Origin of the sequence: Dyadobacter linearis (genome assembly GCF_907165045.1) — a bacterium.
GTDB classification, from domain to species: Bacteria; Bacteroidota; Bacteroidia; order Cytophagales; family Spirosomataceae; genus Dyadobacter; species Dyadobacter linearis.
The window spans coordinates 406,475-432,393 of sequence record NZ_CAJRAU010000005.1; the positions used below are offsets into that span (position 1 = coordinate 406,475).

Consider the following 25,919-nt stretch of genomic DNA (forward strand, 5'->3'; position numbering starts at 1 on the left):
GCCGACAAAGATAAAATTAGATTCTGTTTTGCCGCGATCAGTTAATTTTCACTACTTACTGACTTTACTTCTAATAAAGCCAATCAAAATACTATTATGTCCAAATATATCGCCGCTATTGACCAGGGTACTACCAGCACACGCTGCATTCTTTTCGACCACAGTGGAAATATCATTTCTGTCGGGCAAAAAGAGCACGAGCAAATTTACCCGCAGCCGGGCTGGGTGGAACATAATCCCGTTGAGATTTGGAAAAATACACTGGAAGTGATCGCAATAGCAAGGATCAATGCATCGGCGACGGCGGCGGATATTGCGGCGATCGGTATTACCAACCAGCGCGAAACGACGGTTGTTTGGAACAAAAGAACAGGAAAACCTTACTATAACGCGCTCGTTTGGCAGGATACGAGAACGACGGAACTGGTCGCCAAATACGAGCGGGAAGGCGGCCTGAACCAGTTCAGGGATATTACCGGCCTGCCGGTTTCAACCTATTTCAGCGGTTTGAAATTGAAGTGGCTGCTCGATAATGTAGAAGGATTGCGGGAAGATGCAGAAAAGGGCGAGGCGCTTTTTGGAAACATCGATACATTCCTGATCTGGCATTTGACGGGAAGCACGCAAAGCGGCATTCACGTGACCGACGTGTCGAATGCAAGTCGCACGCAGCTCATGAACCTGCGCACTTTGCAGTGGGACGCGAGCATGCTGGAAGCTTACCAAATCCCCGAAAAAATGCTGCCCGCCATTAAAAGCAGTAGCGAAGTGTACGGTCACGTGACCAACGAAATTCTGCCTGGTGTACCTGTCGCCGGCGACCTCGGCGATCAGCACGCCGCATTGGTTGGACAAACCTGCTTTGAGCCGGGAATGGCTAAAAATACGTATGGTACCGGCTGTTTTTTGGTGATGAATACAGGGAATGAGCTCAAAACTTCGGAAAACGGATTGCTTACTACCATATCCTATCAGTTTGGTAATCAGCCGGTTCAATATGCATTGGAAGGTAGCGTGGCGGTAACAGGCGCGCTGGTGCAGTGGGTTAGGGATAATTTAGGATTGATCAAAAACAGCAGTGAAATTGAAAGTCTGGCCAAAACCGTGGAAGACAACGGAGGCGCCTATTTCGTCCCCGCATTCTCCGGACTTTACGCACCTTACTGGCGAAACGACGCGCGCGGCGTGATCGCCGGGCTGACCAGGTATGTCAACAAAGGCCACATTGCCAGGGCAGTTTTGGAAGCAACCGCCTACCAGACCGTGGACGTCGTACGCGCCATGGAACAGGATTCAGGTATCGAGCTCGCTTCACTTCGAGTAGACGGCGGAATGGTTTCGAACCAGTTACTAATGCAATTTCAATCCGATATACTTAATACCCAGGTAGTTTCCCCGGCCGTAGCCGAAACGACCGCATTAGGAGCCGCCTACGCCGCCGGACTAGCAGTAGGCTATTGGAAAAACACCGAAGAACTGAAACGCAACTGGGCAATAGCGCATACGTGGAATCCGGATATGGAAGAGGAAACACGTAGCAGATTCTACAAAGGATGGCAAAAAGCTGTTACGAAGTCCTACGACTGGATGGAATGATCCGGGGCGAAACCCAGACTTTTTATAATCTTTCCAAACAACTGCCTTTCTTGCGCTATGTGGGCTTATGGCGTAACTTCGGGTCGCTAAATAAATTAGAGTTGCCTTATGCATACCCTCCATCTGAAAAAGCCCCTCGCTTTTTTTGATCTTGAGACCACGGGAGTCAATATTTGTCGGGACCGGATTGTGGAAATATCAGTGGTCAAAGCTTTGGTGAATGGAGAAACCGAGATCCGTACCAGGAGAATCAATCCTGAAATGCCGATCCCGCTTGAAAGCAGCCTGATCCACGGGATATACGACGAGGACGTAAAGGATTCTCCGACTTTCAAAAGCATTGCCAAAAATCTCTCGACATTTCTTGATGGTTGTGACCTCGCCGGGTTTAACAGCAATAGGTTTGATATTCCAATGCTGGTAGAAGAATTCCTGCGTGTAGGTGTCGATTTCGATGTTAAAAATCGGAAAATGGTTGATGCACAGCGCATTTATCACATGATGGAGCCTCGTAACCTGGCAGCTGCTTACAAATTTTATTGCGGCAAAACGCTCGAAAATGCGCACAGTGCCGAAGCAGATACGATCGCTACTTTCGAAGTATTGCAAGGTCAGATCGCTAAGTATGAAGGTGTTATCATCACAGACAGTCACGGGAAAGAAACCGAGCCGATCAAAAATGACGTCGGCGCGCTGCACGACCTGACTGCCTCCCGTGTGATCGATTTCGCGGGCAGAATGGTGTTCAATGATAAGGGCGAAGAGGTTTTCAATTTCGGGAAACACAATGGTAAAAAAGTGGTGGATATCCTCAAAAATGAACCTTCTTTCTTTGACTGGATGATGAAAGGCGAATTCCCGCTGGACACCAAGCGGAAACTGACAGAGATCAAGCTGAGAGGACTTACCCAGCGCTGAGATAAACTTTCGAACTGGTTTGAGTAAGTAGTATTTATACCTATTTTTGCCGGAAATCTATTTTTGAATATTTAACAGAATATCCTATAAGGTAAATCTGATATGATTCCAAACCCTAATATTCCAGAGGTTAGCATACCGTCGGTTATTCAAAATATCCCTCTTCAACATTACCTGATCCTCAGTACTTTACTCTTCGTGATTGGTATCATCGGAGTTCTCACCAGAAGAAACGCGATCATCATTTTCATGTCTGTGGAGCTGATGCTGAATGCGGCCAACCTGTTGTTGATCGCCTTTTCTTCTTACAGATCAGATCCTTCCGGTCAGGTTTTCGTATTCTTTATTATGGCCGTCGCCGCCGCCGAAGTAGCTGTGGGACTTGCTATTATCGTAATGATTTACCGCAATACCCGAAATACAGATATTGGTTTTCTCAATAAATTGAAGTGGTAGGTTTCCACCTGTAAATAATTATGTCTGCATCATTACTCATCCTGATTCCGCTATTGCCGCTCATCGGCTTTCTGATCAATGGAATCGGATTTAAAACAATACCCAAAGGAGCTGTCGGAATAATTGGCACGCTGGCTGTTGTGGCCAGTTTCGTTATTTCGGTCATGACTTTCAACGATTTCGTCGCATCCGGAAGTCAGCCCCTCGTGGTTCCACTCTTCGAATGGATTACAGTTGGCGACCTGCGCATTCCCTTTTCATTCCAGATCGATCAGCTGTCATTGCTAATGCTGATGATCATCACGGGCGTAGGTTCGCTGATCCATATTTATTCGATCGGCTACATGCACCACGACGAAGGTTTTGGCAAGTTTTTCGCTTACCTCAACCTGTTTTTGTTCTTCATGCTTTTGCTGGTGCTCGGGTCCAATTATGTGATCATGTTTATCGGCTGGGAAGGTGTCGGATTGTGTTCATATCTGCTAATCGGGTTTTGGAATAAAAACACAAACTACAACAACACCGCCCGCAAGGCATTCATTATGAACCGTGTAGGTGACCTTGGCTTTCTGCTAGGCATTTTCACGATCATCGCCACTTTCGGTTCGGTTGAATACACGGAAGTATTCGCACAGGCCAGCAGCTTTTCGCTGGAAGATCCCGTAATCGTTACAATTTGCCTCTTCCTATTTATTGGGGCAATGGGTAAATCTGCACAAATTCCATTGTACACCTGGCTGCCCGATGCAATGGCCGGACCAACGCCCGTTTCCGCATTGATCCACGCCGCTACGATGGTTACAGCTGGAATTTATATGGTGATCCGCTCCAACGTCCTCTATTCGCTTGCGCCTTCCGCACTGGAAATCGTGGGTATTATAGGTGGTTTGACGGCGATCTTTGCAGCGTCAATTGGTCTTTTACAAAATGACATTAAGAAAGTACTGGCCTATTCGACTGTAAGTCAGCTGGGTTATATGTTCATGGGCCTTGGCGCAATGGCGTATTCGGCTTCCATGTTCCACGTAATTACCCACGCGTTCTTCAAAGCATTACTTTTCCTCGGCGCGGGTAGCGTGATCCACGCGATGTCCGACGAGCAGGATATCCGAAATATGGGCGGGCTGCGCAAAAAGCTGCCGATCACGTTCATTACGTTCCTGATTGCAACAATTGCAATTGCAGGTATTCCACCATTTGCAGGGTTTTTCTCCAAAGATGAGATCCTTGCCCACGTATTTGAGCACAACAAATTGCTTTGGGTAATCGGTGTGATCGGATCGCTGATGACTTCCTTTTATATGTTCCGCCTGCTCTTCCTTACCTTTTTTGGAAACTTTCGTGGTACGCACGAACAGGAACATCATTTACACGAGTCACCTGCTTCCATGACGATTCCGCTCGTTATCCTGGCTGTACTTTCGGCAGTTGGAGGCTTTATCGGAGTGCCTGAGGCTTTGCACGGAAGCCACCATTTGGCAGAATTCATGAGCCCGCTTTACGATGCTGCCCGGCAGGCCAATCCAGCCGGTTTTGAACCAACTACTCTTTCACATTCCGAAGAATACCTGCTAATGGGCGTTTCAGTAGCTGTCGCATTGATTTCGGCGGTGGTAGCGTATGTAATGTACGTTCAGAAAGCTTCTGTACCTGCGCCTGACTCGGCCGAAAAATCCGGCTTGCAGCGACTGGTTTACAACAAGTATTACGTGGACGAATTGTATGATAATGTTTTTGTCAAATCAACCAAAACACTGTCGAATATCCTGTACAGTTTTGGTGAATTTTTCATTGACCTGTTTGTAAATGCGGCTGTAAGGCTGACCAGCTTCTCTGCCAAAATGCTTAGAAAAACGCAAACCGGCTCGACTGGCGACTACGTTTTTGCAATGGTACTGGGAATCGTCGCGATCCTTTTCTGGAAGCTTTTACTTTGATTTATTAACATCCGTTCACCATTCACTGCTGACCGTTGACTTAAAATATGCTTACTCTTCTTTTAATACTTTTACCGATTGCGGCAGGAATTATTACTCTCTTGTCAGGGGAGCGTCTCGCCAAACAGGTTGCACTGATCGGCGGGCTTGCATCGCTTGGTCTGGCAATATTTGTGTGGCAGCAATTTGATCCGATGGCAGGTACGCAGTTCGGTTTCAAATATGCGTGGCTGGCAGCAAGCGGCATTTCATTCGCCGCTGGAATTGACGGTATCAGCCTGTTACTCGTGCTGTTAACTACTTTTCTGACACCACTGATCATTCTTTCAGCATTCAAAAACACCTACAAATCCACCGCCACTTTCTATTCGCTGATCCTATTTATGGAATCGGCATTGATCGGGGTATTTACGGCTACTGACGCATTTCTATTCTATTTGTTCTTCGAAGCGGCGCTGATTCCGGTATATTTCCTTTCAGCAGTGTGGGGTGGCGAAAATCGTTTGAAAGTCACATTCAAATTTTTCATTTACACCATTTTCGGGAGTCTGTTCATGCTCGTTGCGCTGGTTTACTTATACTACCAGACTCCCGGCACGCATTCATCGGAAATCACTGAGTTTTACAGACTGCAACTTACCCCCGGCGTACAAGGATTTATTTTCTGGGCATTCTTCATCGCTTTTGCGATCAAAATGCCTCTCTTCCCTTTTCACACCTGGCAGCCAGATACTTATACAGAATCCCCTACGCCGGCTACCATGTTGCTTTCGGGTATTATGTTAAAAATGGGGGTTTATGGTCTGATCCGCTTTTTGCTCCCTATTGTTCCTTCGGGAATGGAAAACTGGGGTTTAATGGCTATGATCCTTTCCGTAATCGGAATTATCTACGGCTCTATCATCGCGATCCAGCAAAGTGATATGAAACGCCTCATAGCCTATTCATCGTTTGCTCACGTGGGCTTAATGGCCGCAGGTGTTTTCTCTTCTTCTTTAAATGGTTTGCAAGGCGCGCTGATACAAATGCTTGCGCACGGGATCAATGTAATAGGGCTTTTCTTTATTGTTGATATTATTTATTCCAGAACAAAAACACGCTATCTGGATCAGCTAGGCGGCATTTCGCAGACTTCGCCGCATTTGAGCGTATACTTTATGATCCTGCTGCTTGGTAGCGTGGCACTTCCGCTTACCAATGGTTTTGTGGGTGAATTCTTGCTGCTTTCAAGCGTTTTTCAATACGATGCGATACTAGGAGCAATCGCCGGTCTCACGATCATTTTAGGCTCTGTTTATATGCTGCGGCTTTTTCAGAAATCCATGTTTGGGCCGAAGTCGAAGTGGGTGGAAGGTTTTCAGGACCTGACCGCCAGCGAGCGCGCTGTTCTTTTGCCTTTAATTATCATGGTTTTCTGGATCGGTATCTATCCAAGTACATTTCTGAAACTAACCGAACCTGCTGTAAGTCAACTTTTACAACTGGTAAATAACTAAGTATAAATATGTACCCCATTGTTTTATTATCATTTTTTGGAATCGTAACGCTCTTTCTGGGCTTTTCGAAATCAAAGAATATTCTTCTCCCGGCTACGCTGCTTTTCCTGATCATTGCCCTGGCCGGCAACTTTCTGGAATGGAACAAGGGACCATTATTGTACTTCTACGATATGCTTCGGGTGGATAATGTCACCCTTGCTTTTAACGGAATTATACTATTATCGGCTTTCATGATCTTCGCCATTTCCGGCGGTTTTCAGGATAATCCTGATTCAGAGCCTGCCGAATATTTTGGTTTGATGCTGTTCTCACTGGTAGGCGCATTGATGATGGTGGGTTTCCAGCATCTGATCATGCTGTTTATTGGTGTTGAGATACTGTCTGTCGCGATGTATGTGCTCACCGGAAGCAACAAGCGTAACCTGCGCTCCAATGAAGCTGCATTGAAATACTTCCTGATGGGCGCGTTTGCGACAGGATTTATGCTTTTCGGAATTACGTTGCTTTACGGCGCGACCGGCTCTTTCAAACTTGAACAAATTCAGGGATTTGCCTCTAATATGCAGGTAGGTTCGGAATCATATATCCTCTACGCCGGCTTGCTTTTGCTGTTGATCGGTATGCTTTTCAAAGTCTCAGCAGCGCCGTTCCACTTCTGGACTCCTGATGTATACGAAGGCGCGCCGACGATCTTTACAACTTTCATGTCGACGGTTGTTAAAACAGCAGGTTTCGCTGCCTTGTTCAGACTTTTAAGCGGATCTTTCACCGGAGTATACGGTTTCTGGTGGATTGTTATTGCAGCGATCGCGGTACTTACCCTGCTTGTCGGAAACATTGGTGCAACCAGCCAGAACAGTTTCAAGAGAATGCTCGCCTATTCGGGTATTTCGCACGCAGGTTACCTGCTTATTGCATTAACTGCATTAAGCAAGCCTTCGCAAAACGCGATTATTTTCTATTCCCTTGCCTATTCACTTTCCACGATCTGCGCATTTGGGGTATTAATGTTGGTCTCAAAAGAGAAAACAATTGGAGGTCAGCCGAACGAATATTACGATGCATTCAACGGTTTGGCCAAACAAAACCCGCTTCTTGCATTTGTATTGACTGTTTCAATGCTTTCACTGGCGGGTATCCCGTTAACAGCCGGCTTCTGGGGGAAATTTTTCATCTTCACAAGTGCTGCCGAGCGAGGGATTATTTGGATCACAGTTATAGCAGTTTTAATGTCGACGGTCGGTATTTACTATTATTTCCGGGTAATTATTTCTTCATATTTAAAAGAGGGTGATTTAGTAAAAATCCGCGTTGCGCCTTTCTATAAGGTCATTTTAGTACTCGCTACGTTCCTTACAATCCTGTTTGGCCTTGCCCCTGGTATATTCGAAGGACTAATTTAAAGCTACAATATTTACTTAGTAGAAAGAGCTGCACGATTTGCGGCTCTTTTTTTGTTACCTCCATCCGCTTCTTGCGTCTCAACGATATTTCCGTACTAAAAATATCGTTGATGAAATCACCTGTTTCCAAAAAGTGCATAGACAGCAAGTCGGCTTTCGCCATTTTTTTGAAAAACCTATCCCGCGAGCCGATCTGTACTGATCATCAAAATTCCACCAGCCAGATCGCAGACAAAAAAGTATTAATAACCGGAGCAGCCGGCTCGATCGGAAGTGAGCTGGCGACACAGCTTTGTGCCGCTTCGCCGGCGTTGCTGGTTTTGATCGACCAATCGGAAACTGCATTATTTGAGTTGGAAACGACAATAAGAAACGCATTCCCGGATATTCGAATCGAATTGTATGTAGCAGATATTACGGATCTGAACAGAATGGAAAGGATTATTTCGGCAATGCGGCCCCATATTATTTTCCATGCTGCCGCTTACAAGCACGTTGCCGTGATGCAAAAACATCCTTATGAAGCATTGAAAGTCAATTTCTTTGGCACCAAAATACTGGCCGACCTGGCAGTAAAATATGCAGTAAGCTGCTTCCTGCTCGTTTCGACAGACAAAGCAGTGAGGCCGGCGAGTGTCATGGGCGCTACCAAGCGGCTCGCGGAGCTTTATATCCAGCATATTCACCCTACTTCACACAGTACAACCCGCTTTATCACTACCAGATTCGGGAATGTACTCGGTTCTAGCGGCTCATTCACCAACATCCTGCAAAGCCAGATTGAAAAGGGAGGGCCGGTGACCATCACACACCCTTTCGCAACGCGCTATTTCATGACTTCCGCGGAAGCCTGCCAACTGGTACTGCACGCTTTCGCTACGGGTGAAAATGGCAATATTATGTTCTTCGATATGGGCGACCGCATTTCAATCGTCTCCATTGCAGAACAGATGGTCAGTGCATACGGATTGCTACCGCACAGAGATATCGAGATGATATTCACCGGATTACGCCCGGGGGAAAAGCTTCACGAAGACCTGCTGAATGATAATGAGACGGTTAAGCCAGGCAGCCATTCTAAAACAAGAATAGCTGTTTCTGAACAAGTTCCCGCAGCTGCTTTTGAAGAAGTAACTTCATTACTCGAAGACTTAATGCACCGTGGAACCGATTCACAAATCAGCGCCGCGCTACGATATGTGTTTGTTTATCTGTCTGGTCAGGCCAATGCGGTGAATTCTATATTGAAACATTCGCCAGTCAGGTCGTGATATTATTTCTGAGGTAGAATTCCATTCGTTTGCATCCAGTGCTTGCACCTTCCAAACCATTCTTCGAAAGTTGGGACTTGCAAATACCCGTGTTCTCCTTTGGAATAAATGTGCAGATCGGACGGAATACCTTTGGCATTCAATGCTTCATAAAACTGAATACTATTTGAAATAGGAACCACGGTATCGTCGCCGGCGTGGGTGAGGTATGTCGGCGGAGTAGTGTTTTTCACCTGCAAGTCGTTGGAAAAATATCTTACTTTCTCCATTGTCGGAGACTGGCCCAGTAAGTTGGCGGCCGAACCTTTGTGACCAATTTTTTCAAGAAAGCTGATCACCGGATACACCAATATCATGAAATCCGGGCGCAGACTTGTCTTTTTTGGATTATCTATAAAACTGCTGTCATAATGCGTACCGGCAGTTGCAGCAAGGTGCCCGCCCGCCGAGAAACCCATAATTCCGATCTTTTTCGGGTCAACTTTCCATTCCGCCGCATTTTCGCGTACAGTTTTAATAGCCTGCTGCGCGTCCTGCAACGGGCCGATGGACTTATCCTTCATAATTTCGTCGGAAGGCAATCGATATTTTAAAACAATTGCAGCTACTCCGATTTTGTTGAGTTCTTTGGCAACCTGATACCCTTCCCGGTCGATCACCAGCACGCCATAACCACCTCCCGGACAAACAATTACTGCCGTCCCGTTTGCAATAGCAGGATCTGGTAAAAAGACTTTGATCGTCGGCTTGGAGACATTTCTTACTATAAAATCCTTGATCGTTTCCTGATCCGGCGCATTGGTCGCATTGGGGATCTTACCGGGATAAAGAGGCATTTCTTTTTGCGCCCGCGCCGCCGGTAGAACTGTTGAAAGTAAGATCAGAGCAAACAAAAGGCTTCTCATTGATACTGTTGTAAAGCGTGATTTTGTAATAGGAATCATAGTCTTTTTAATATTTTTCTAATGCGATTCAAGGTTATTTATAAGTAACTTTCCGTTGATGTAATGCTATTACTACAATTTTGCAGACTTTTGCTTTGTTGGCTGAGCAGAATACAGAGTGAAGGCTTTAAAAGCCGGAATATACCTCTCAGTTCAGATGCGAGTGGCAAAAGGTTTCCGGCGAAATTGTATCTATCAATGCCAATTGTCGGCTTATTATTATATTAATATAATATTTACAAGAATATCAATTTGGCTATGTTACTTTACACACTGAACGAATTGAAAAAATAAGTAGTTTTGTAGAGTAACCAAATCATTCATTACTTTCTTTCTTAAGTGATAATTAGTACTCACAACTATTTTTTGCGTTACGAGTTTCATAATCGACAATCCACAACAGAATGAAATACCCAATACATGCAGAAGGCAGGTTTCAGTTTATCGATGAAGGGAAAGGCGAAACGTTTTTGCTTTTGCATGGACTTTTCGGTGCATTGAGTAACTGGGATGGTATTATTGATCATTTCTCCGATCGTTACAGGGTTATTATTCCACTGCTCCCAATCTACGAGCTGCCTCCGCGAGAAGCGGGACTGGATGCCTTGCTGCTGTTCCTGGAAGATTTTGTAGAATTCAAGAACCTGACAAATGTGACGGTGATCGGCAACTCGCTGGGCGGGCATATCGGGCTTCTTTACACACTCAAAAACCAAAGTAACGTCAACAAGCTCGTTTTGACAGGAAGTTCAGGCCTATTTGAAAACTCAATGGGAGGCTCTTTCCCGAAACGCGGAAGCTACGATTATATCAAGGAACGGGTTGCTTACACTTTTTATGACCCAGCAGTAGCTACGAAAGACCTGGTAGATGAAGTTTTTGAGACAACTTCCAGCATTCCCAAATGCATGAGCATTGTTGGTATTGCAAAATCTGCGCAGCGACATAATCTGGCCAAAGATCTGCATGAGATTCAGGTACCTACACTTCTGGTTTGGGGGTTAAATGATACCATTACTCCGCCTCACGTAGGGTATGAGTTCAATCGCCTGATCGCCAACTCGGAGCTTTATTTCATTGATAAATGCTGTCATGCACCGATGATGGAACATCCCGGAGAATTTAACGTTATCCTAGAGAGCTTCCTTGAGAAACAAGTATCCGTGCAGGTTGCATAGACCCCCGGCCGCAGAATTTCTTTAGGTGCGAAAGTTGATAGATATATAGTTTTTTTATAGATTCGAAAAACGACGTTCCGAATATATGCTTGCCATTTCTCTCATAAATCCAATGATTCCCGTACTTAAACCGACTGATTCGGTGAGTACTGCATTGGACTGGATGGACGAATTTGGTGTTAAGCAGCTGATCGTTGCCGATATGGGCATTTATGAGGGTATTGTTTCCGAAGATATTCTTTTTGAAATCCACGATACTTCGGAGATTCTTGCCCGCATCATTATTCAGCACAAGGATATTTTCGCTTCCGAAGACCAGCATCCTTACGAATTGCTACGGCTTGTCAATCAGTTCGGGCTGCGCATTATCCCCGTTTTGCACGACGACCGCACTTTTGCAGGAAGTATTCTGGCCAACGATCTGATCGAACATTTCGTAAACGAGCTGGGTGTGCAGGAAAAAGGCGCGGTACTTGTTCTGAAAATTGCTGAAAGGAGTTATTCTCTTTCCGAGATCAGCCGCCTGATCGAATCCAATGGTACCAAAATCCTGAGCAGCTATTATTCGTCAGGGGAAGTGTACGATCCTACAAACGAAGCGCGGCTTACTCTCAAGCTCAACCGCACGAATATTACCCCCATTATCGCGACACTGGAACGATTTGGGTACGATATTGAAGAAGCACACGCCAACGACCCGATCGAGAGCTTCGACCAGGAGCGTCTGGATATGCTTTTGAGATACCTCGCTACGTAGCCGTTCACTGGCTAATTACAATCCTGCTTTTGAAACCGCCCGTTTGTCGCTTATCTTTCGGAAGGAACCATCTGTATTACTACTTTCTTCATGAAAATAGCCATTCATGGACGCAACTTTAATGAGTCCGCACGTCCGTTTATTGAGAATATGTTCAATGAACTGAAGCAACGGAAAATTGAAGTACAACTCTCCAAGCAATTTCGTGTTTTTCTCGACCAGATCGGTATTCAGCATTACTCGGAGCTGGTTTATGAGCGGCCTGAGGAACTGTTCGATGCGAAGCTGATCGTGAGTATGGGCGGAGATGGTACGTTGCTTGAAACCGTGTCCCACGTGGGCAGAAGGGTAATTCCGGCGGTGGGCATCAATACCGGCAGGCTAGGCTTCCTGGCTACCGTTCCTCCCGAACGAATTGCAGATATGATCACTGCGCTGGAAACGAACGAATTCCGGGTCGACGAGCGTACATTAGTAGCGATCGAATCCAATCTGGATCTTTTCGATGGCTTGAATTTCGGTTTAAATGATTTTACGATCACTAAAACCGATACTTCCTCCATGATCACTGTACATACGTATCTCAATCACGAATTTCTGAATTCGTACTGGGCCGACGGTCTCATCGTTTCGACACCTACCGGCTCAACCGGCTATTCGCTGAGCTGCGGCGGGCCTGTGTTAATGCCTCATTCCCAGAACTTTATCATTACCCCAATCAGTCCGCATAATCTGAATGTACGTCCATTGATCGTGGAAGATACCGCCGTGATCAGGCTGGAAGTGAAGAGCCGGAGCAACAACTTTCTGGTTTCGCTGGACGCGCGGTCGACCATCGTGGATGAGAATACGCAGCTTACCGTAAAAAAAGCCGATTTCACCGCAAAACTGATCAAAATGAAAGATGACAGTTTTTTGAATACATTAAGGAGCAAACTTTCCTGGGGCCTCGACATGCGCAACTGATCACCAATCCTTCAATAGCTTTCTCAATGAAGTTACTGTACCACACTTTCGACCTGCATTTAAAACATACCTTCACCATTGCCCACGATTCCCGCGATATTCAGCAAACGCTGGTAGTGCAACTTGTGGAGGGAGATCTGACCGGACTCGGAGAGGCTACTGCCAATCCCTATTACGGGATAACGATCGATAATATGATCGCGGCGCTCGAAGGTGTTCGGGCTATAGTGGAAAAAGGGAATTATCAATCCGCTGAGGAACTTTGGGATCTTGCGCACACTGCATTAAGCTCCAATCCATTTGCGCAATGCGCATTGGACGAAGCTGCTCATGATTATTTTGCCAAAAAGAATAACAAGAAACTCTACGAAAACTGGGGACTTGCCCTGCAAAATATCCCCCTCACCAACTTCACGATCGGCATTGATACCGTTGAAAAAATGGTTTCTAAAATGCAGGAGCTGCCGTGGCCGATTTACAAGATCAAGCTGGGTACCGCTGACGATCTGCGCATTGTGCAGGAATTAAGAAAAAATACCGAGGCTATATTCCGTGTTGATGCAAACTGCGCCTGGTCGGCTGAACAGACCATTTCTTTTGCACCAAAACTAAAAGAGCTGGGCGTCGAGTTTATTGAGCAGCCTCTTCCTGCCGATGATCGGGAGGGAATGAAAAGGGTATTCTCAGAAAGTGCATTGCCTGTCATCGCCGACGAAAGTTGTATTGTTGAAAAAGATGTAAAAAACTGCCACGGGCTATTCCACGGCGTTAATATAAAGCTGACCAAATGCGGCGGGCCTACTGCTGCCAGGCGAATGATCTCGGAGGCTAAATCTCTGGGAATGAAAACAATGGTCGGCTGCATGACTGAAACGAGCGTAGGTATTTCTTCTATTGCGCACCTCCTCCCTCTTCTTGATTATGTGGATATGGACGGTTCGCTGCTGATCAAAAATGATCCTGCCGAGGGAGTTACTTTTGATTTTGGAAAGGTTATTTTCCCTGAAAGAAATGGAAGCGGCGCAATCCTGAAATCTTCTTCGCACTGAAATAAGTGACTACATTCCTGACAAATAAACTTCCCGGCCGGACTGTACGAACACTGGACGGAAAGGAATACCTGTGGTTCAGCGGCACAGACTATCTCGGAATGGCCTACAACCTCGACTTTCAATCGTTCCTGAAAGAAGGTTTTGAAAACTACGGAACGCATTTCGGCAGTTCAAGAAACGGAAGTCTCAGACTCAGTATTTACAGCGAAGCAGAGGAAAGATTTACCAACTGGCAGACTGCTGAATCCGCGTTGCTGATTTCGTCCGGAATGCTTGCCGGCCAGCTGCTTATGCTGGAAATCGATTCCATAATCCATCAAATTGATAAGCCCGATCGCATTATTTATCACTACGCACCAAAAGTCCACCCGGCGATCTGGGGTACTGACTATCAGCCCAACACCCTTGAATGGAACGAGTGGGCAGCGGCTACCGTGACCAAAATCAATGCGGATATCTCTGGTACGCAGCATATAATCTGCTCCGATGCGATCGGTTCGCCGCTGGTAGAGCAGTTTGACTTTTCAATTTTCAATAAAATCATCCAGCCTGACAGCTGCCGGTTTATTATTGACCAGTCGCATTGTCTGGGTGTTTCAGGAGAAAACGGTACTGGAATTGCCGGGCAGTTTGAGAATTCGCTTGGCGACCGGCTCATTTTTGTTTCTTCTTTAAATAAAGCTCTGGGAATACCTGCGGGCGTGATTTGGGGAGAAAGGAAGATCATAGACCTGTTGAGCAAGTCACCACTTTTTGCAGGTGCGTCGCCTTCGGCACCTGCCTATATATTCGCATTTAATAAAATGCTGGAAACTGGTTGCTATGCTAAGTCAAGCGCGGAGCTGATTCAAAATGTCAGCCACTTCAACAAGCAGCTTCAAAATGTAGAAAATCACTTCGTCACAATTCCCAACTATCCCGTTCTCTATAACGTTAACCCCGCATTGTTCGATTTTTTGCTTGAAAGCGGCATTATGGCTTCCTGCTTTTCCTATCCCCTACCAAGCGACCAGCCGGTTACCCGCATTGCGATCAGCGCGGCGCATCAAAAAGAAGACCTCGACTGGTTAGCCGAGGTCTGCAAACGTTTCATTTCCTGATTATCAGAATTCCGGATTACCTCCCAGCGAAGCCAAACGCTTCTCTTCACGTAATTTCTCACGCTCCACTCTTGCGGCTACGATGATACTTACTTCGTACAATACAAATAATGGTATCGCAACCAGTACCTGGCTGTAAATATCAGGAGAAGGCGTAATAACCGCGGCTACTATCAGGATCACAATAAATGAATGCTTCCTGTATTCGCGCATAAAAACGGGAGTCAGCACGCCAACTTTTGCCAGAACAAACACTACAATTGGTAACTGAAATGCAATTCCGCAGGCAAGTGTCAGCGTGGCAACAAGCGAAATATACGAGGCAAGACTGAATTCGTTGATAATCGATTCATCAAGTGTATAATTCGCTAAAAAGTTGATTGCCAGGGGGCTAACCACGTAATAACCAAAAAGCACCCCGGAGAAAAACAGAAATGTCACATAAAAGACAGCTCCGCGGGCAGAGCGCCGTTCCGCTGGTTTCAGGCCGGGTTTGATAAACCGCCATATTTCCCAAAATGCATAAGGAAAAGCGAAGATCAAACCGGCAATTACGGCAGATGTCATACTCATCGTAAACGAGTCGCCCATTCCGATCACCTGAAGTTTGAAATTCAAAGCTTTTACACAAAGCTCCTCATAACCAACTGCATCCCCCAGTTTACATAACATCCTGTAAGTCCAGAAATCTGGTCGTGACGGGGCAATAATTACGTAGTGGTAGATTTCTTTGATGTAAATAAATGCGAGAATGGCAAAAACAAGAATTGAACCTACCGCACGGATTACGTGCCACCTTAATTCTTCAAGATGCCCGATAAAAGACATCTCCTGGCCTTCTTCTTCCTCTTCTTTCTCAAAATCCTGGTCCAAGGGCATATTTTTAAACTATTACTAAAATTCTATCTACGTAAAAAACCAAAAACAGGATCATACTTGCTTCCCAAAAGCTAAAATTACCTAAAAAACCCGTCGAAGTATTCCGGCGGGTTTTTCTAACAAATTTTTCTGGTCAGATCAGTCCATTATAAATGGGTAATCTGTCTCGACATATACATCTGTGTAAGCTTCCTTAGGATCCGGGAATTCTGATTCCTCGGCAAACTGAACAGATTGTGCTACTATTTCTTTTACTTTTTTGTCAATTTCTTCTAATTCCTCCTCAGTCGCGAAGTTGTTTGAAGTAATCACCGAGCGGATCTGCTCGATCGGATCTCTGTGTTTGTACTCTTCAACTTCTTCTTTCGAACGATATTTCTGAGGATCCGACATCGAGTGACCGCGGTAACGATACGTGCGGAATTCAAGGAATGTTGGTCCGTCACCTTTGCGTGCACGTTCAGCAGCGCGGGAAACAGATTCGTGAATAGCTTCCACGCTCATTCCATCGACAGGCTCAGAAGGAATATCGTAAGCTTCGCCCAGCGTATACAGTTCAGTTACATTGGATGACCGGGCTACCGAAGTTCCCATCGCATATCCATTGTTTTCAACCACAAAAATCACAGGCAGTTTCCAGCTCATCGCCATATTCAGCGCCTCGTGGAATGCACCCTGACGAATTGCACCGTCACCGAAGTAGCAAATGCAAAGGTTATCTGTCTTATTGTATTTCTCAGCGAACGCAATACCTGCTCCCAGAGGAATCTGAGCACCTACGATCCCGTGACCACCTACAAAGCCTTTTTCCTTATCGAAAATGTGCATAGAACCACCCTTACCTTTGGTTGTTCCTGTCTTTTTTCCGTAAAGCTCAGCCATAATTGCATTAGGCGAAGTGCCCAGTGCCAGCGGAATACCATGATCACGGTAAGCAGTAATGTATTTATCACCCTCTTTAAGCGCAGTTACAGCCCCGGAAGAACACGCTTCCTGACCTATATACAAATGGCAAAAACCACGGATTTTTTGCTGACCATACAGCTGGCCCGCTTTTTCTTCAAAACGACGCTGCAAAAGCATGTTCTCGAACCAGAACAAATAACGCTCTTTTGAATGCTGTAATTTTTTTGGGGCAGAAGATTTCTTTTTTTCAGTAACGGTGGCCATGTATTTGGTTCTCGTTTATAAAGACAGAACTTTGTCTTAATGTTATGGTTTGAACAGAGTCTGTTTTTTGCCGTACTCACGCAATGATTTGCGAAAATAAGCATAAACTAAATAACAAAGAAGTTCATGTGGCTAGAAAAGCTCCACCTTACATACTTTAAAAGTTATGAGGAGAAAGCCTTTACATTCGGTGAACATGTGAACTGTCTGGTTGGGGAGAATGGCAGCGGGAAAACGAATCTGCTCGATGCGATCTATTTTCTGACCCTTACCAAAAGTGCATTCCACAATCAGGACGCACTCGGCATTCGCCACAACTTCGATTTTTTCGTGATCGACGGTATTTTTAGTGACCGCCAGCGACATACTCAGATCACTTGTAGTTTTCAACGTGGTCAGCGTAAGGTTTTTATGGCCGACAAGAAAAACTACGAGCGACTGAGCGACCATATCGGCCTTTTCCCATTGGTACTGATCGCGCCCGACGATACTGACGTGATCCGTGAAGGAAGTGAAGAGCGGCGACGGTTTTTTGATGGCGTTTTATCACAGGCTGCGCCGGGTTATCTCGACGATTTTTTGAAATACAACAAGATCCTTAACAACCGGAATGGACTGTTAAAACTTTTTGCCGAACGAAATTATCTTGACGAAGATCTGCTCGAAACTTATAATGAGCCGCTGATCGTACTTTCCCAGCGCATTTACGAGCACCGAAATGCGTTTATGCAGCGTTTCCTGCCTTTGTTCCAGAAATACTATGCGTTTTTAAGTAGCGGAAAAGAACAGGTCGATGTGATCTACGAAAGCGAAGTAGCCAGTCCGGATTTCGCAGCAGAATTCAGAAAAAACCGCAGCCGCGACTTACATGCACAACGCACCGGCAAGGGGATTCACAAAGATGAGTATGTATTTGAAATTGATGAAGTTACGCTCAAAAAATTCGGCTCGCAGGGACAGCAAAAGTCCTTTCTGATCGCATTGAAGCTGGCACAATTTGAGTTATTGAAGGAAGAAAAAGGGAAAACGCCAATCCTTCTACTAGATGATATCTTCGACAAGCTCGATGACCATCGCATTCAGAAACTGATTGAATTAATCGATACCGGTTTCCTGGGCCAGGTTTTCATCACCGACGCCCGCCCCGAACGCTCCCAAAAGATATTGGAAAATGTTAAGGCTGATGTAAGGTTTTTTGAGATTGAGAAGGTGAGGCCTGGCTAATTATTTTAAGCGCCTATTGTCGCGGATATTCATCAATACAACCGTATTGTCAAAAACGGTATAGCACAGCGTTTGATGCTTTCCCAGAACAAATTCATGAACAGAACTAAACGTTCGATGCCTTTTACCCATGAATGGATAGTCACTCAGCAAATCCAGCTGAAATTTGAGTTTGTCAGTAAAATAATCCGCTGATTCAAATCCCCATTGATCATATAAATAGGAGATTATTTCGATGTAGTCACTCCTTGCATCTGCCGTCCATTTAATTTCGTAAGCCACTCTTTGCCTTCTTTAAGTACTTGTTCATTCGGGATTAAATTTCCTTGTTGAGCTTGTTTTAAAGATTCTGTTAAGAGCCGGTTGAGTTCGGCAGGATCTATCTCGATCGATTCCGCATTTTGCTGTTCTACTAAACTATTGAGCATCTTCAACAGATCTTCCATTCTGTCTTCGTCAATTTCTTTAACGATCCGAATCGCTTCCGCTCTAAGTTCTGATGTTGACATATCCTAGCTTTGACAGTGTATTATAAAGTTAACTGTATAAAAACAAAAATGCCAGACTTAGAGCCTGGCATTTTTCTAACGGTAAACTCTTGCATACTAAACGTACTTCGGACTCAACTCCTTCGCCTGCGCTACGAACTCTTTCACTTTCTGCTCTTCGTCTTTCTTGCAGATCATCAGAACGCCGTCATATTCGGCGACGATATAACCGTCCAAACCACTGATTACTACCAGTTTGTCTTTTGGTGTTTTGATGATTGAGTTGGTTGTATTATATAGTAACAGATTTCCGTCGGTTACGTTTTCATTTTCATCTTTTTCCGAAACTTCATAAAGCGACTTCCAAGTTCCGAGGTCGGACCAGCCGAAGTTACTTAGTACAACGTGCACGTTATCAGCTTTTTCCATAATCGCATTGTCGATGGAAATGCTGCCGCAATGTGCGTAAGCCCGCTGCACGAATGAATCTTCCGTTTCCAGGTAATAGTGATTATTTCCTCCTCCAAAAATATCCGCGATCTCTGGCTGAAATTCAACGAGCGCCTTTTTGAATGCATTGATATTCCAGACGAAAATCCCGGCATTCCAAACGAAATCACCACTATCCAAAAATTGCAATGCAAGCTCTAAATGTGGTTTTTCGGTAAATGATTTCACTTTTTTTACCGTCAGCTTGTCGGGGATATATTGAATGTAGCCGTAGCCGGTATCAGGGCGCGTCGGCTGAATTCCAAGTGTAACCAGGATATCTTCATTCCGCGTCGCTCCCAGTGCCACTCTGATCGTGTCTTTGAAATTATCTTCCTTTAATATGATATGGTCGGCTGGCGCTACTACAACATTGGCATTCGGGTTGCGGGCCGCGATCTTGTAGCAAGCGTAAGCAATGCAGGGCGCAGTATTACGCCTGTTTGGTTCCAGCAATATCTGATCGTCGGTCAGCGTAGGAATCTGCTCTTTGACAAGTTCTTTATATTCCTGACTTGTAACAATATATACGTTTTCTATCGGGCAAACACCATTAAACCTTTCCACCGTCTGCTGCAAAAGCGTCTGGCCGGTGCCCAGCACATCATGAAATTGTTTCGGGAAATCGGTCCGACTGAAAGGCCAGAATCTGGTTCCTACTCCGCCGGCCATGATAATCACATAAGTATCCTGCATTATAAAAGCGATTTGTATAAGCGTTAAGTAAAGCTCTTCAAAACTAGTGATAAACGACCAGTATGCCCGGCCCGGAAAGTCAAAAACATCTTCAAAATTAGCAGAAGGCGCGTTTACAGGTTTAAGCAGCAGATTTTCATGCAAATCACAAATTTAATGTTTAATAGTAACAACAGTTTTTTTACTAATATTTATTAAAACATTCCAAGAAAAACTTGTACATTAAACTAAAAACAGCGCACATTTAAAATAACTCCCACTATGACGAAAAACTTTACTGTTCTAAAAACTTTACTGCTCTTTATCTATCTGACTTCCAACGCCTTTGGTCAGATTACCTTGCAGGGTAAGGTTACCGAATCCTCGACTGGTGAGCCGCTGGCGGGAATCAGCATTCAGATCAGAGGAAAGGTAACCGGCACGATCACAGACAATCAGGGAAAATTTAATTTAAATACAACCTCAAATCCGCCGCTCACTCTAACGATTTCTTCCGTCGGTTTTCAAACGCAGGAGATCAATGTCACTTCCGGCCAGACGAATCTGGATATCAAAATGGTGGAGCAGGTAACCCTTGGCGAAGAAGTGGTCGTATCTGCCTCCCGCGTGGAAGAATCCGTGATGCAATCACCCGTAGCGATCGAAAAAATGACCCTCCGCGATATGCGCGACACACCTTCTGCAAATTTCTACGACGGCTTGAATAACCTGAAAGGTATCGATATGGCCACGCAGGGATTTTTGTTTAAATCTATCAATATGCGCGGGTTCGGCAGCACGGGTAACCCCCGAACAGTCCAGATGATCGATGGAATGGACAATCAGGCACCGGGACTCAATTTTCCGCTCGACAATATTATCGGTATTCCCGAACTTGATGTTGAAAGTGTGGAAGTATTGCCGGGCGCAGCTTCCGCTTTGTACGGGCCCAATGCAGTAAACGGATTGATCTTACTTAATAGCAAAAGCCCGTTTTTATACCAGGGATTAAGTGCGAGTGTAAAGAGCGGAATCATGCATGAAGAGCACAGATCGAAAGCTACGACACCCTTCGTAGATGCTACAATCCGCTATGCCAAAGCATTTAACAACAAAATTGCATTTAAAACGAGCGTATCCTTTATCCGCGCGCAGGACTGGGAGGCGACCAACTATTCCAATCTCAATGTGGGCGGAAACGCGGATCCGGCCCGCGGCGCTGGTACTGCGCTTGATTACGATGGGGTGAATGTATATGGAGATGAAATTCAGACGAATATCAATGCAGTAGCCCAGTCGCTTGCAACGGCGGGAAGTATTCCACAAGGCGCTGTTTCGCTGGTGCCCAACACTTTTGTGAGCCGCACCGGTTACCTGGAAAAAGATCTGGTGGATTATAAAACGAAGAGCTTTAAGGCGAATGCAGCCGTGCATTACCGGATTAATGAGAAGATGGAGGCAGTGGCGCAGGTGAATTACGGATACGGAACTACGGTATATACCGCAACCGGCCGCTACGCGCTACGAGATTTCAATTTAATGCAGGCGAAGCTGGAACTGCGCGGCGATAATTTTACAGTGCGCGCCTACACAACCCAGGAACGTTCGGGTAAATCTTACTTATCCGGGCTGGCAGCAGTTGGTATGCTTTCCGATTTTAAGCCGAATAATGTTTGGTTTGGTCAATATGTGGGTGCGTTCGCTACGGCCCGCGCGGCTGGTACCGCCGAGGCCGAATCTCACCTGCTGGCGCGACAAACTGCGGACGCAAATATGCCACAGCCTGGTTCAGCCGCATTTACGCAGCTTTTGGATAAATATAGAAATATGCCGATTGTAAACGGTGGGGGCGGTTTTGCAGATAAAACCAACCTTTACCACGCAGAAGGATTTTACAATTTTAAAAACCAGATAAAGGTGGTGGAAGTGCTGGCCGGCGCAAATTTCAGGCAATATCAGCTGCGCTCGGCAGGTACTTTATTCGCCGACCAAAAGGAAGGCCGCTCGGGTACTATTCCTATTAATGAATGGGGCGCGTTTGTGCAGGCAGGTAAAAATTTGCTTTCCAATCACCTGAAACTGACCGGCTCGATCCGCTATGATAAAAATGAAAATTTCGCAGGCCAGTTCACACCAAGGGTTTCGGCAGTAACTTCGTTTGGCGACAACCACATCCGGCTTTCCTATCAAACCGGCTTCCGCATTCCCACAACCCAAAACCAGTATATCGACCTGAGAACTCCGGCCGGAACATTAATAGGCGGCCTGCCTGAGTTTGACTCCCGTTACGGCCTTTCAAATGGAATCTTGCGGCAGAATTTATCCCCACAGGCAATATTACAGGTAATTAACAGCGACCCAACTATTATCGAGAAGGCCACAACTTATGCAAAAGCAGTAGTGACCCAGCAGGCTACCGCGGCTATTACGCAGGCTGTCACTGCGCAGGTGACAGCAGCGGTGAACCAGGCGGTCGCCGCCGGCCAGATCCCGAACGAGCCGGCTGCAATTCAAGCTGCGGTTACGAATGGGGTGAACGGTGCACTTCCGGGCGTGCTTTCTTCGCAGCTTCCCGGCATATTGGCGGCGCAGGTTCCGGGCCTCGTCCCTACCCTGGCACAAGCCTACGCATTGGAAAAATTGCCCAAATACAAACCAAGGAAACTGGCGCCCGAGCGCATTGCCTCTTACGAAATCGGCTATAAAGGAGTGATCGCGAAAAAGCTGTTCATCGACGCCTATTATTATGTCAGCCAATACAAAAACCTGATTGGCGGGGCTGTGATCGTGGTTCCTACTGCGGCGGCGGCACCTGGGCTGCCTATTGAATCGGGAATTGGTGTCGGGAATTTCAATGGATATTCGAGAGTAGTGAATACGACAGAAACGATTACTACGACAGGCTTCGCACTTGGTTTGAACTACGCATTACCCAAGGGTTTTAATGTAGGTGGTAACGTGGCAAATAACGAGCTCAGAAATTTCGAACCGTCGCCGGAAGTGCAATATTCGCAGTTCAATACGCCCAAATACCGCTATAATCTGAGTTTTGGGAAAAGGATTACGAGTAGCAGTACATTTGGTTTTAATGTAGTGTACCGGTATCAGCAGGCATTTTTGTGGGAATCGAGTTTCATTTTACCGACTACTACCGGCGTCCCGATATTCTCTAACACCCGGGTTCCGGCGATTAATAATCTCGATGCGCAGGTGAGTTACAAGGCCGCGCCGATCAAATCGATCATTAAAGTAGGCGCGACCAATCTTTTTGGAAAATCATACATTCAAGCGTACGGAAGCCCGAATATCGGTTCTACTTATTATGTGAGCATCACTTTTGATGAACTGCTAAACTAGTACGTTTACTTTTCTCCGTAAGCAAGGTCCCCGGCGTCGCCGAGCCCGGGGACTATATAATATTGTTCATTGAGCTTCTGATCGACAGCACCGAGCCAGAGCCTGCATTGCGGCATTCTGTTTTGTAAAAATTCCACACCTTCCGGGCTCGCTATTACAGAGGCAATATGCGTTTGCGAAGGAATACCGAAGCGAAGTAATGCGTGGTAAACTTTTTCCATCGACCGCCCGGTAGCCAGCATAGGATCAATCAGGATAAGTATTTTTCCAGTGAGATCCGGGCTGGTGATATAGTCCATTTCAACCTCAAACTCCTCTTCCTCATTAATATGGTGTCCCCGGTACGCACCGATAAATGCATTGTCGGCACTATCGAATATATTGAGAAACCCCTGGTGCATCGGAACGCCGGCACGCAGGATCGTCGCCAGAACGATGGGCTGTAATAAGGATCGCGAAGGCGCTGTACCTAGCGGTGTTTCCACTTTGGCTGGCCTGAATGTGAGCGTTTTCGATAATTCGTAAGCAAGCAGCTCCCCCATCCGCTCCATATTCCGCCTGAATCTCATCCGGTCTTTCTGAATATTTACATCTCTCAATTCGGCCAGATAGTGATCGGCAATGGAAGGTTTCTGGGTCAATAAAAACATAGGATCGTTAGTTTTTCAGCTGCTCCATGCAAGATAATACAAATTCATTGACGTAATTTGGAAGTATAATTCTAAAAATTCTCCGCAAAAGCTCGATTTGTGTGAACAGTAGATTTTGTTTGCCTATGGTTCCAGGAATAAGCCGGTATTTGAAAACATTGTTGATCATACTGGTATCCCTGCCATATTACGGACACGCGCAGAGCTCTTTTATCCCCTTCAACGACGATTACTACCACCTGATAGACCGCCTCGAAATCAAAAGGGGCAAGTTTTCAGAAGGTCTGCATTACAATACGAAACCGTTTGAAAGAAAGGCAGTTGTTGCATTAACTGACTCCATTTTAAAAGAAGGAACGATCAACCTGACCGACCGCGACTGGGAAACGATCGACTACCTCCGGGAAGACAGCTGGGAATGGACAAAAGGAATGGTCGCGACCGACTCGGCCAAATACGATCAGCTGGCCAGGCTGCATTGGTTTAAGCTTCCGCCTCCGGGCCAGAAAAGAAAATTTTTCGCGCATCCGGCTGATCTATACAGCATTCATAATAAGGATCTGGACCTGCATTTTAACTTCACTACCACCAATTTTATAGGAAACGATCGCAGAAACGATCTTGCTTCCCCTTCCGATTCTACTTTATGGTACACAACCCGCGGCGTAGAGATCAGGGGAATGATCAATGAAAAGCTGGGTTTTTATACTTACGTAGCTGATAATCAGGGTCGCTTTCCAAGATATGTGAATCACTCTGCGCCTCAGTATAGCTTCCCCGGCGAGGGTTTGGCGAAGGTAACGCGCAATAATGGACGGGATTTCCTAACCGCGCGCGGATACATTACATTCCGTCCGTTGAAAAGCATTAATGTCCGCTTTGGCCACGATCACAACACTTTTGGCAGCGGCTACCGTTCGCTGATCCTTTCGGACAACAGCAGCCCCTATTTGTTTTTAAGGCTGGATACCCAGCTCGGCCGCTTTCATTATACCAACCTCTGGACCAGCATGATGAATGCCGGGGAGAACTCATTTACGGAAGGTTTGAGAAATAAAAAGTTCGCGGCTATTCACCATCTGAGCGTGAACCTGACTGACCGTATCAACTTCGGGGTTTTTGAAGCTGAAATATTCAACAGGGATACTGTCGGCGGCGGCTATGATCTTAACTATCTCAACCCGATCATTTTTTACAGATATGTGGAATCCTATATCGGAAGCCAGGATAATGCATTGCTGGGATTTGATTTTCGGTGGTTAGTTGGAAGGAAAGCTTCTATATACAGCCAGTTTGTTTTGGATGAGTTTTTGACGAGATATCTCTTCAACGGCAGCGGATCCTGGACTAACAAATACAGCTTTCAGCTAGGCGGTAAATACGTCGACGCTTTCGGAGTGCCTAATCTCGACTTACAGGCAGAATATAATTTGGTGCGACCATATACCTATTCGCACAAAGATGGCGGGCGAAATTACATGCATTACGGGCAGTCACTGGCCCACCCGCTCGGCGCGAATTTCAGGGAATATCTGGGAATTATCCGCTACAAAGTAACTCCGCGGCTCTCGGCTTATGGCACAATTATGATGGCCACGCAGGGAAAAGATCCTTCTTCCGGCCCTCCTATGAACTTCGGGGGCGATATTTCTAAAAATTATGACGAGCGCAGCGTAAACCGCGACGGGGAGCTTGGACAGAAGATCGGACAGGGAATAAAGGCCTCCACGGCATTCACAGACCTTCGTCTATCCTATTCACTCGCCCACAATTTGTTTCTCGACGGGCGCTATCTGGTCAGAAATATCAAATCGGACGATGTGAAGGTTGCGTCCAAGTACAATGTTTTTACATTCGCGATTCGCTACAATATGGCTTACCGCCAGCAAACGTTCTGATAATCAATACCA

Annotated in this window: 22 protein-coding genes; 15 read left to right on the plus strand and 7 right to left on the minus strand. The window is 45.8% G+C overall.

What is annotated here, in order from left to right; all coding sequences use genetic code 11:
* Positions 1-96: 96 nt before the first annotated feature.
* From glpK to KOD92_RS18820, 7 genes are all read left to right on the plus strand, one after another.
* A complete protein-coding gene (glpK, locus tag KOD92_RS18790; RefSeq protein ID WP_215235123.1) occupies positions 97-1,596 on the plus strand; it encodes a glycerol kinase GlpK in 1,500 nt (499 codons plus the stop codon).
* Positions 1,597-1,704: 108 nt separating this feature from the next.
* A complete protein-coding gene (locus KOD92_RS18795) occupies positions 1,705-2,514 on the plus strand; it encodes a 3'-5' exonuclease (protein ID WP_215235124.1) in 810 nt (269 codons plus the stop codon).
* A 102-nt stretch (positions 2,515-2,616) separates the two neighbouring features.
* On the plus strand, positions 2,617-2,970 hold the full coding sequence (gene nuoK, locus KOD92_RS18800) for an NADH-quinone oxidoreductase subunit NuoK (protein ID WP_255700693.1): 354 nt from the start codon (positions 2,617-2,619) through the stop codon (positions 2,968-2,970).
* 20 nt (positions 2,971-2,990) lie between these two features.
* The gene (nuoL, locus tag KOD92_RS18805; protein WP_215235125.1) at positions 2,991-4,907 is read left to right on the plus strand and encodes an NADH-quinone oxidoreductase subunit L; all 1,917 of its coding nucleotides are present in this window, start codon (positions 2,991-2,993) and stop codon (positions 4,905-4,907) included.
* Positions 4,908-4,954: 47 nt separating this feature from the next.
* Complete coding sequence (locus KOD92_RS18810; RefSeq protein WP_215235126.1) at positions 4,955-6,403, plus strand: complex I subunit 4 family protein; 1,449 nt, start codon at positions 4,955-4,957, stop codon at positions 6,401-6,403.
* An 8-nt stretch (positions 6,404-6,411) separates the two neighbouring features.
* Positions 6,412-7,809, plus strand: coding sequence for an NADH-quinone oxidoreductase subunit N (locus KOD92_RS18815; RefSeq protein ID WP_215235127.1), 1,398 nt, complete (start codon positions 6,412-6,414; stop codon positions 7,807-7,809).
* 110 nt (positions 7,810-7,919) lie between these two features.
* The gene (locus KOD92_RS18820) at positions 7,920-9,080 is read left to right on the plus strand and encodes an SDR family NAD(P)-dependent oxidoreductase (RefSeq protein ID WP_215235128.1); all 1,161 of its coding nucleotides are present in this window, start codon (positions 7,920-7,922) and stop codon (positions 9,078-9,080) included.
* Positions 9,081-9,082: 2 nt separating this feature from the next.
* On the opposite strand, the gene KOD92_RS18825 is transcribed toward KOD92_RS18820, so the two are convergent.
* Positions 9,083-9,985, minus strand: a complete 903-nt coding sequence (locus KOD92_RS18825; RefSeq protein ID WP_215235129.1) for an alpha/beta hydrolase — start codon at positions 9,983-9,985, stop codon at positions 9,083-9,085.
* A gap of 443 nt (positions 9,986-10,428) precedes the next feature.
* Here KOD92_RS18825 and KOD92_RS18830 point away from each other — a divergent pair, with 443 nt between their 5' ends.
* From KOD92_RS18830 to KOD92_RS18850, 5 genes are all read left to right on the plus strand, one after another.
* Positions 10,429-11,202: an alpha/beta fold hydrolase gene (locus KOD92_RS18830; protein WP_215235130.1), complete on the plus strand. Its 774-nt coding sequence runs from the start codon at positions 10,429-10,431 to the stop codon at positions 11,200-11,202.
* Positions 11,203-11,287: 85 nt separating this feature from the next.
* Positions 11,288-11,959: a CBS domain-containing protein gene (locus tag KOD92_RS18835; RefSeq protein WP_215235131.1), complete on the plus strand. Its 672-nt coding sequence runs from the start codon at positions 11,288-11,290 to the stop codon at positions 11,957-11,959.
* A 90-nt stretch (positions 11,960-12,049) separates the two neighbouring features.
* Positions 12,050-12,925: an NAD kinase gene (locus tag KOD92_RS18840; RefSeq protein ID WP_215235132.1), complete on the plus strand. Its 876-nt coding sequence runs from the start codon at positions 12,050-12,052 to the stop codon at positions 12,923-12,925.
* A gap of 26 nt (positions 12,926-12,951) precedes the next feature.
* Positions 12,952-13,974 carry a dipeptide epimerase gene (locus KOD92_RS18845; RefSeq protein WP_215235133.1) on the plus strand — a complete coding sequence of 341 codons (1,023 nt, stop codon included), beginning with the start codon at positions 12,952-12,954 and terminating at the stop codon, positions 13,972-13,974.
* A 5-nt stretch (positions 13,975-13,979) separates the two neighbouring features.
* Positions 13,980-15,077: a PLP-dependent aminotransferase family protein gene (locus KOD92_RS18850; protein WP_215235134.1), complete on the plus strand. Its 1,098-nt coding sequence runs from the start codon at positions 13,980-13,982 to the stop codon at positions 15,075-15,077.
* Between the two features lie 3 nt (positions 15,078-15,080).
* On the opposite strand, the gene tatC is transcribed toward KOD92_RS18850, so the two are convergent.
* Both tatC and pdhA read right to left on the minus strand, forming a co-directional pair.
* A complete protein-coding gene (tatC, locus tag KOD92_RS18855) occupies positions 15,081-15,956 on the minus strand; it encodes a twin-arginine translocase subunit TatC (RefSeq protein ID WP_215235135.1) in 876 nt (291 codons plus the stop codon).
* A gap of 138 nt (positions 15,957-16,094) precedes the next feature.
* Positions 16,095-17,126 (minus strand): pyruvate dehydrogenase (acetyl-transferring) E1 component subunit alpha, encoded by a 1,032-nt coding sequence (pdhA, locus tag KOD92_RS18860; RefSeq protein WP_215235136.1) that lies wholly within the window; start codon positions 17,124-17,126, stop codon positions 16,095-16,097.
* 126 nt (positions 17,127-17,252) lie between these two features.
* Between pdhA and recF the strand changes: the two genes are divergently transcribed.
* Positions 17,253-18,350, plus strand: coding sequence for a DNA replication/repair protein RecF (gene recF / locus KOD92_RS18865; protein ID WP_215235137.1), 1,098 nt, complete (start codon positions 17,253-17,255; stop codon positions 18,348-18,350).
* Here the strand turns inward: recF and KOD92_RS27750 are convergent, their stop codons facing one another.
* The 3 genes from KOD92_RS27750 to KOD92_RS18880 form a co-directional block, all read right to left on the minus strand.
* Positions 18,351-18,632, minus strand: coding sequence for a type II toxin-antitoxin system RelE/ParE family toxin (locus KOD92_RS27750; RefSeq protein ID WP_215235138.1), 282 nt, complete (start codon positions 18,630-18,632; stop codon positions 18,351-18,353).
* Positions 18,578-18,859 (minus strand): hypothetical protein, encoded by a 282-nt coding sequence (locus KOD92_RS18875; protein ID WP_215235139.1) that lies wholly within the window; start codon positions 18,857-18,859, stop codon positions 18,578-18,580. The genes KOD92_RS27750 and KOD92_RS18875 overlap by 55 nt, the downstream gene beginning before the upstream one ends.
* A 96-nt stretch (positions 18,860-18,955) precedes the next feature.
* Positions 18,956-20,023: a mannose-1-phosphate guanylyltransferase gene (locus KOD92_RS18880; RefSeq protein ID WP_215235220.1), complete on the minus strand. Its 1,068-nt coding sequence runs from the start codon at positions 20,021-20,023 to the stop codon at positions 18,956-18,958.
* Between the two features lie 261 nt (positions 20,024-20,284).
* Here KOD92_RS18880 and KOD92_RS18885 point away from each other — a divergent pair, with 261 nt between their 5' ends.
* Positions 20,285-23,359 carry a carboxypeptidase-like regulatory domain-containing protein gene (locus tag KOD92_RS18885; protein ID WP_215235140.1) on the plus strand — a complete coding sequence of 1,025 codons (3,075 nt, stop codon included), beginning with the start codon at positions 20,285-20,287 and terminating at the stop codon, positions 23,357-23,359.
* Positions 23,360-23,364: 5 nt separating this feature from the next.
* Here KOD92_RS18885 and upp read toward each other — a convergent pair whose 3' ends face one another.
* On the minus strand, positions 23,365-24,009 hold the full coding sequence (upp, locus tag KOD92_RS18890; protein ID WP_215235141.1) for a uracil phosphoribosyltransferase: 645 nt from the start codon (positions 24,007-24,009) through the stop codon (positions 23,365-23,367).
* Between the two features lie 125 nt (positions 24,010-24,134).
* Between upp and KOD92_RS18895 the strand changes: the two genes are divergently transcribed.
* A complete protein-coding gene (locus KOD92_RS18895; RefSeq protein WP_215235142.1) occupies positions 24,135-25,907 on the plus strand; it encodes a capsule assembly Wzi family protein in 1,773 nt (590 codons plus the stop codon).
* Positions 25,908-25,919: the final 12 nt, after the last annotated feature.

Coding starts and splice junctions, on each gene's coding strand:
- KOD92_RS18880 (WP_215235220.1), bottom strand. CDS start 20,023: ATGCAGGATACTTATGTGATTATCATGGCCGGCGGAGTAGGAACCAGA.
- nuoK (WP_255700693.1), top strand. CDS start 2,617: ATGATTCCAAACCCTAATATTCCAGAGGTTAGCATACCGTCGGTTATT.
- KOD92_RS18820 (WP_215235128.1), top strand. CDS start 7,920: ATGAAATCACCTGTTTCCAAAAAGTGCATAGACAGCAAGTCGGCTTTC.
- KOD92_RS18825 (WP_215235129.1), bottom strand. CDS start 9,985: ATGAGAAGCCTTTTGTTTGCTCTGATCTTACTTTCAACAGTTCTACCG.
- KOD92_RS18795 (WP_215235124.1), top strand. CDS start 1,705: ATGCATACCCTCCATCTGAAAAAGCCCCTCGCTTTTTTTGATCTTGAG.
- KOD92_RS18810 (WP_215235126.1), top strand. CDS start 4,955: ATGCTTACTCTTCTTTTAATACTTTTACCGATTGCGGCAGGAATTATT.
- KOD92_RS18875 (WP_215235139.1), bottom strand. CDS start 18,859: ATGTCAACATCAGAACTTAGAGCGGAAGCGATTCGGATCGTTAAAGAA.
- glpK (WP_215235123.1), top strand. CDS start 97: ATGTCCAAATATATCGCCGCTATTGACCAGGGTACTACCAGCACACGC.
- KOD92_RS18835 (WP_215235131.1), top strand. CDS start 11,288: ATGCTTGCCATTTCTCTCATAAATCCAATGATTCCCGTACTTAAACCG.
- tatC (WP_215235135.1), bottom strand. CDS start 15,956: ATGCCCTTGGACCAGGATTTTGAGAAAGAAGAGGAAGAAGAAGGCCAG.
- recF (WP_215235137.1), top strand. CDS start 17,253: ATGTGGCTAGAAAAGCTCCACCTTACATACTTTAAAAGTTATGAGGAG.
- KOD92_RS18840 (WP_215235132.1), top strand. CDS start 12,050: ATGAAAATAGCCATTCATGGACGCAACTTTAATGAGTCCGCACGTCCG.
- KOD92_RS18895 (WP_215235142.1), top strand. CDS start 24,135: ATGGTTCCAGGAATAAGCCGGTATTTGAAAACATTGTTGATCATACTG.
- KOD92_RS18830 (WP_215235130.1), top strand. CDS start 10,429: ATGAAATACCCAATACATGCAGAAGGCAGGTTTCAGTTTATCGATGAA.
- KOD92_RS18885 (WP_215235140.1), top strand. CDS start 20,285: ATGACGAAAAACTTTACTGTTCTAAAAACTTTACTGCTCTTTATCTAT.
- pdhA (WP_215235136.1), bottom strand. CDS start 17,126: ATGGCCACCGTTACTGAAAAAAAGAAATCTTCTGCCCCAAAAAAATTA.
- nuoL (WP_215235125.1), top strand. CDS start 2,991: ATGTCTGCATCATTACTCATCCTGATTCCGCTATTGCCGCTCATCGGC.
- KOD92_RS18815 (WP_215235127.1), top strand. CDS start 6,412: ATGTACCCCATTGTTTTATTATCATTTTTTGGAATCGTAACGCTCTTT.
- upp (WP_215235141.1), bottom strand. CDS start 24,009: ATGTTTTTATTGACCCAGAAACCTTCCATTGCCGATCACTATCTGGCC.
- KOD92_RS18845 (WP_215235133.1), top strand. CDS start 12,952: ATGAAGTTACTGTACCACACTTTCGACCTGCATTTAAAACATACCTTC.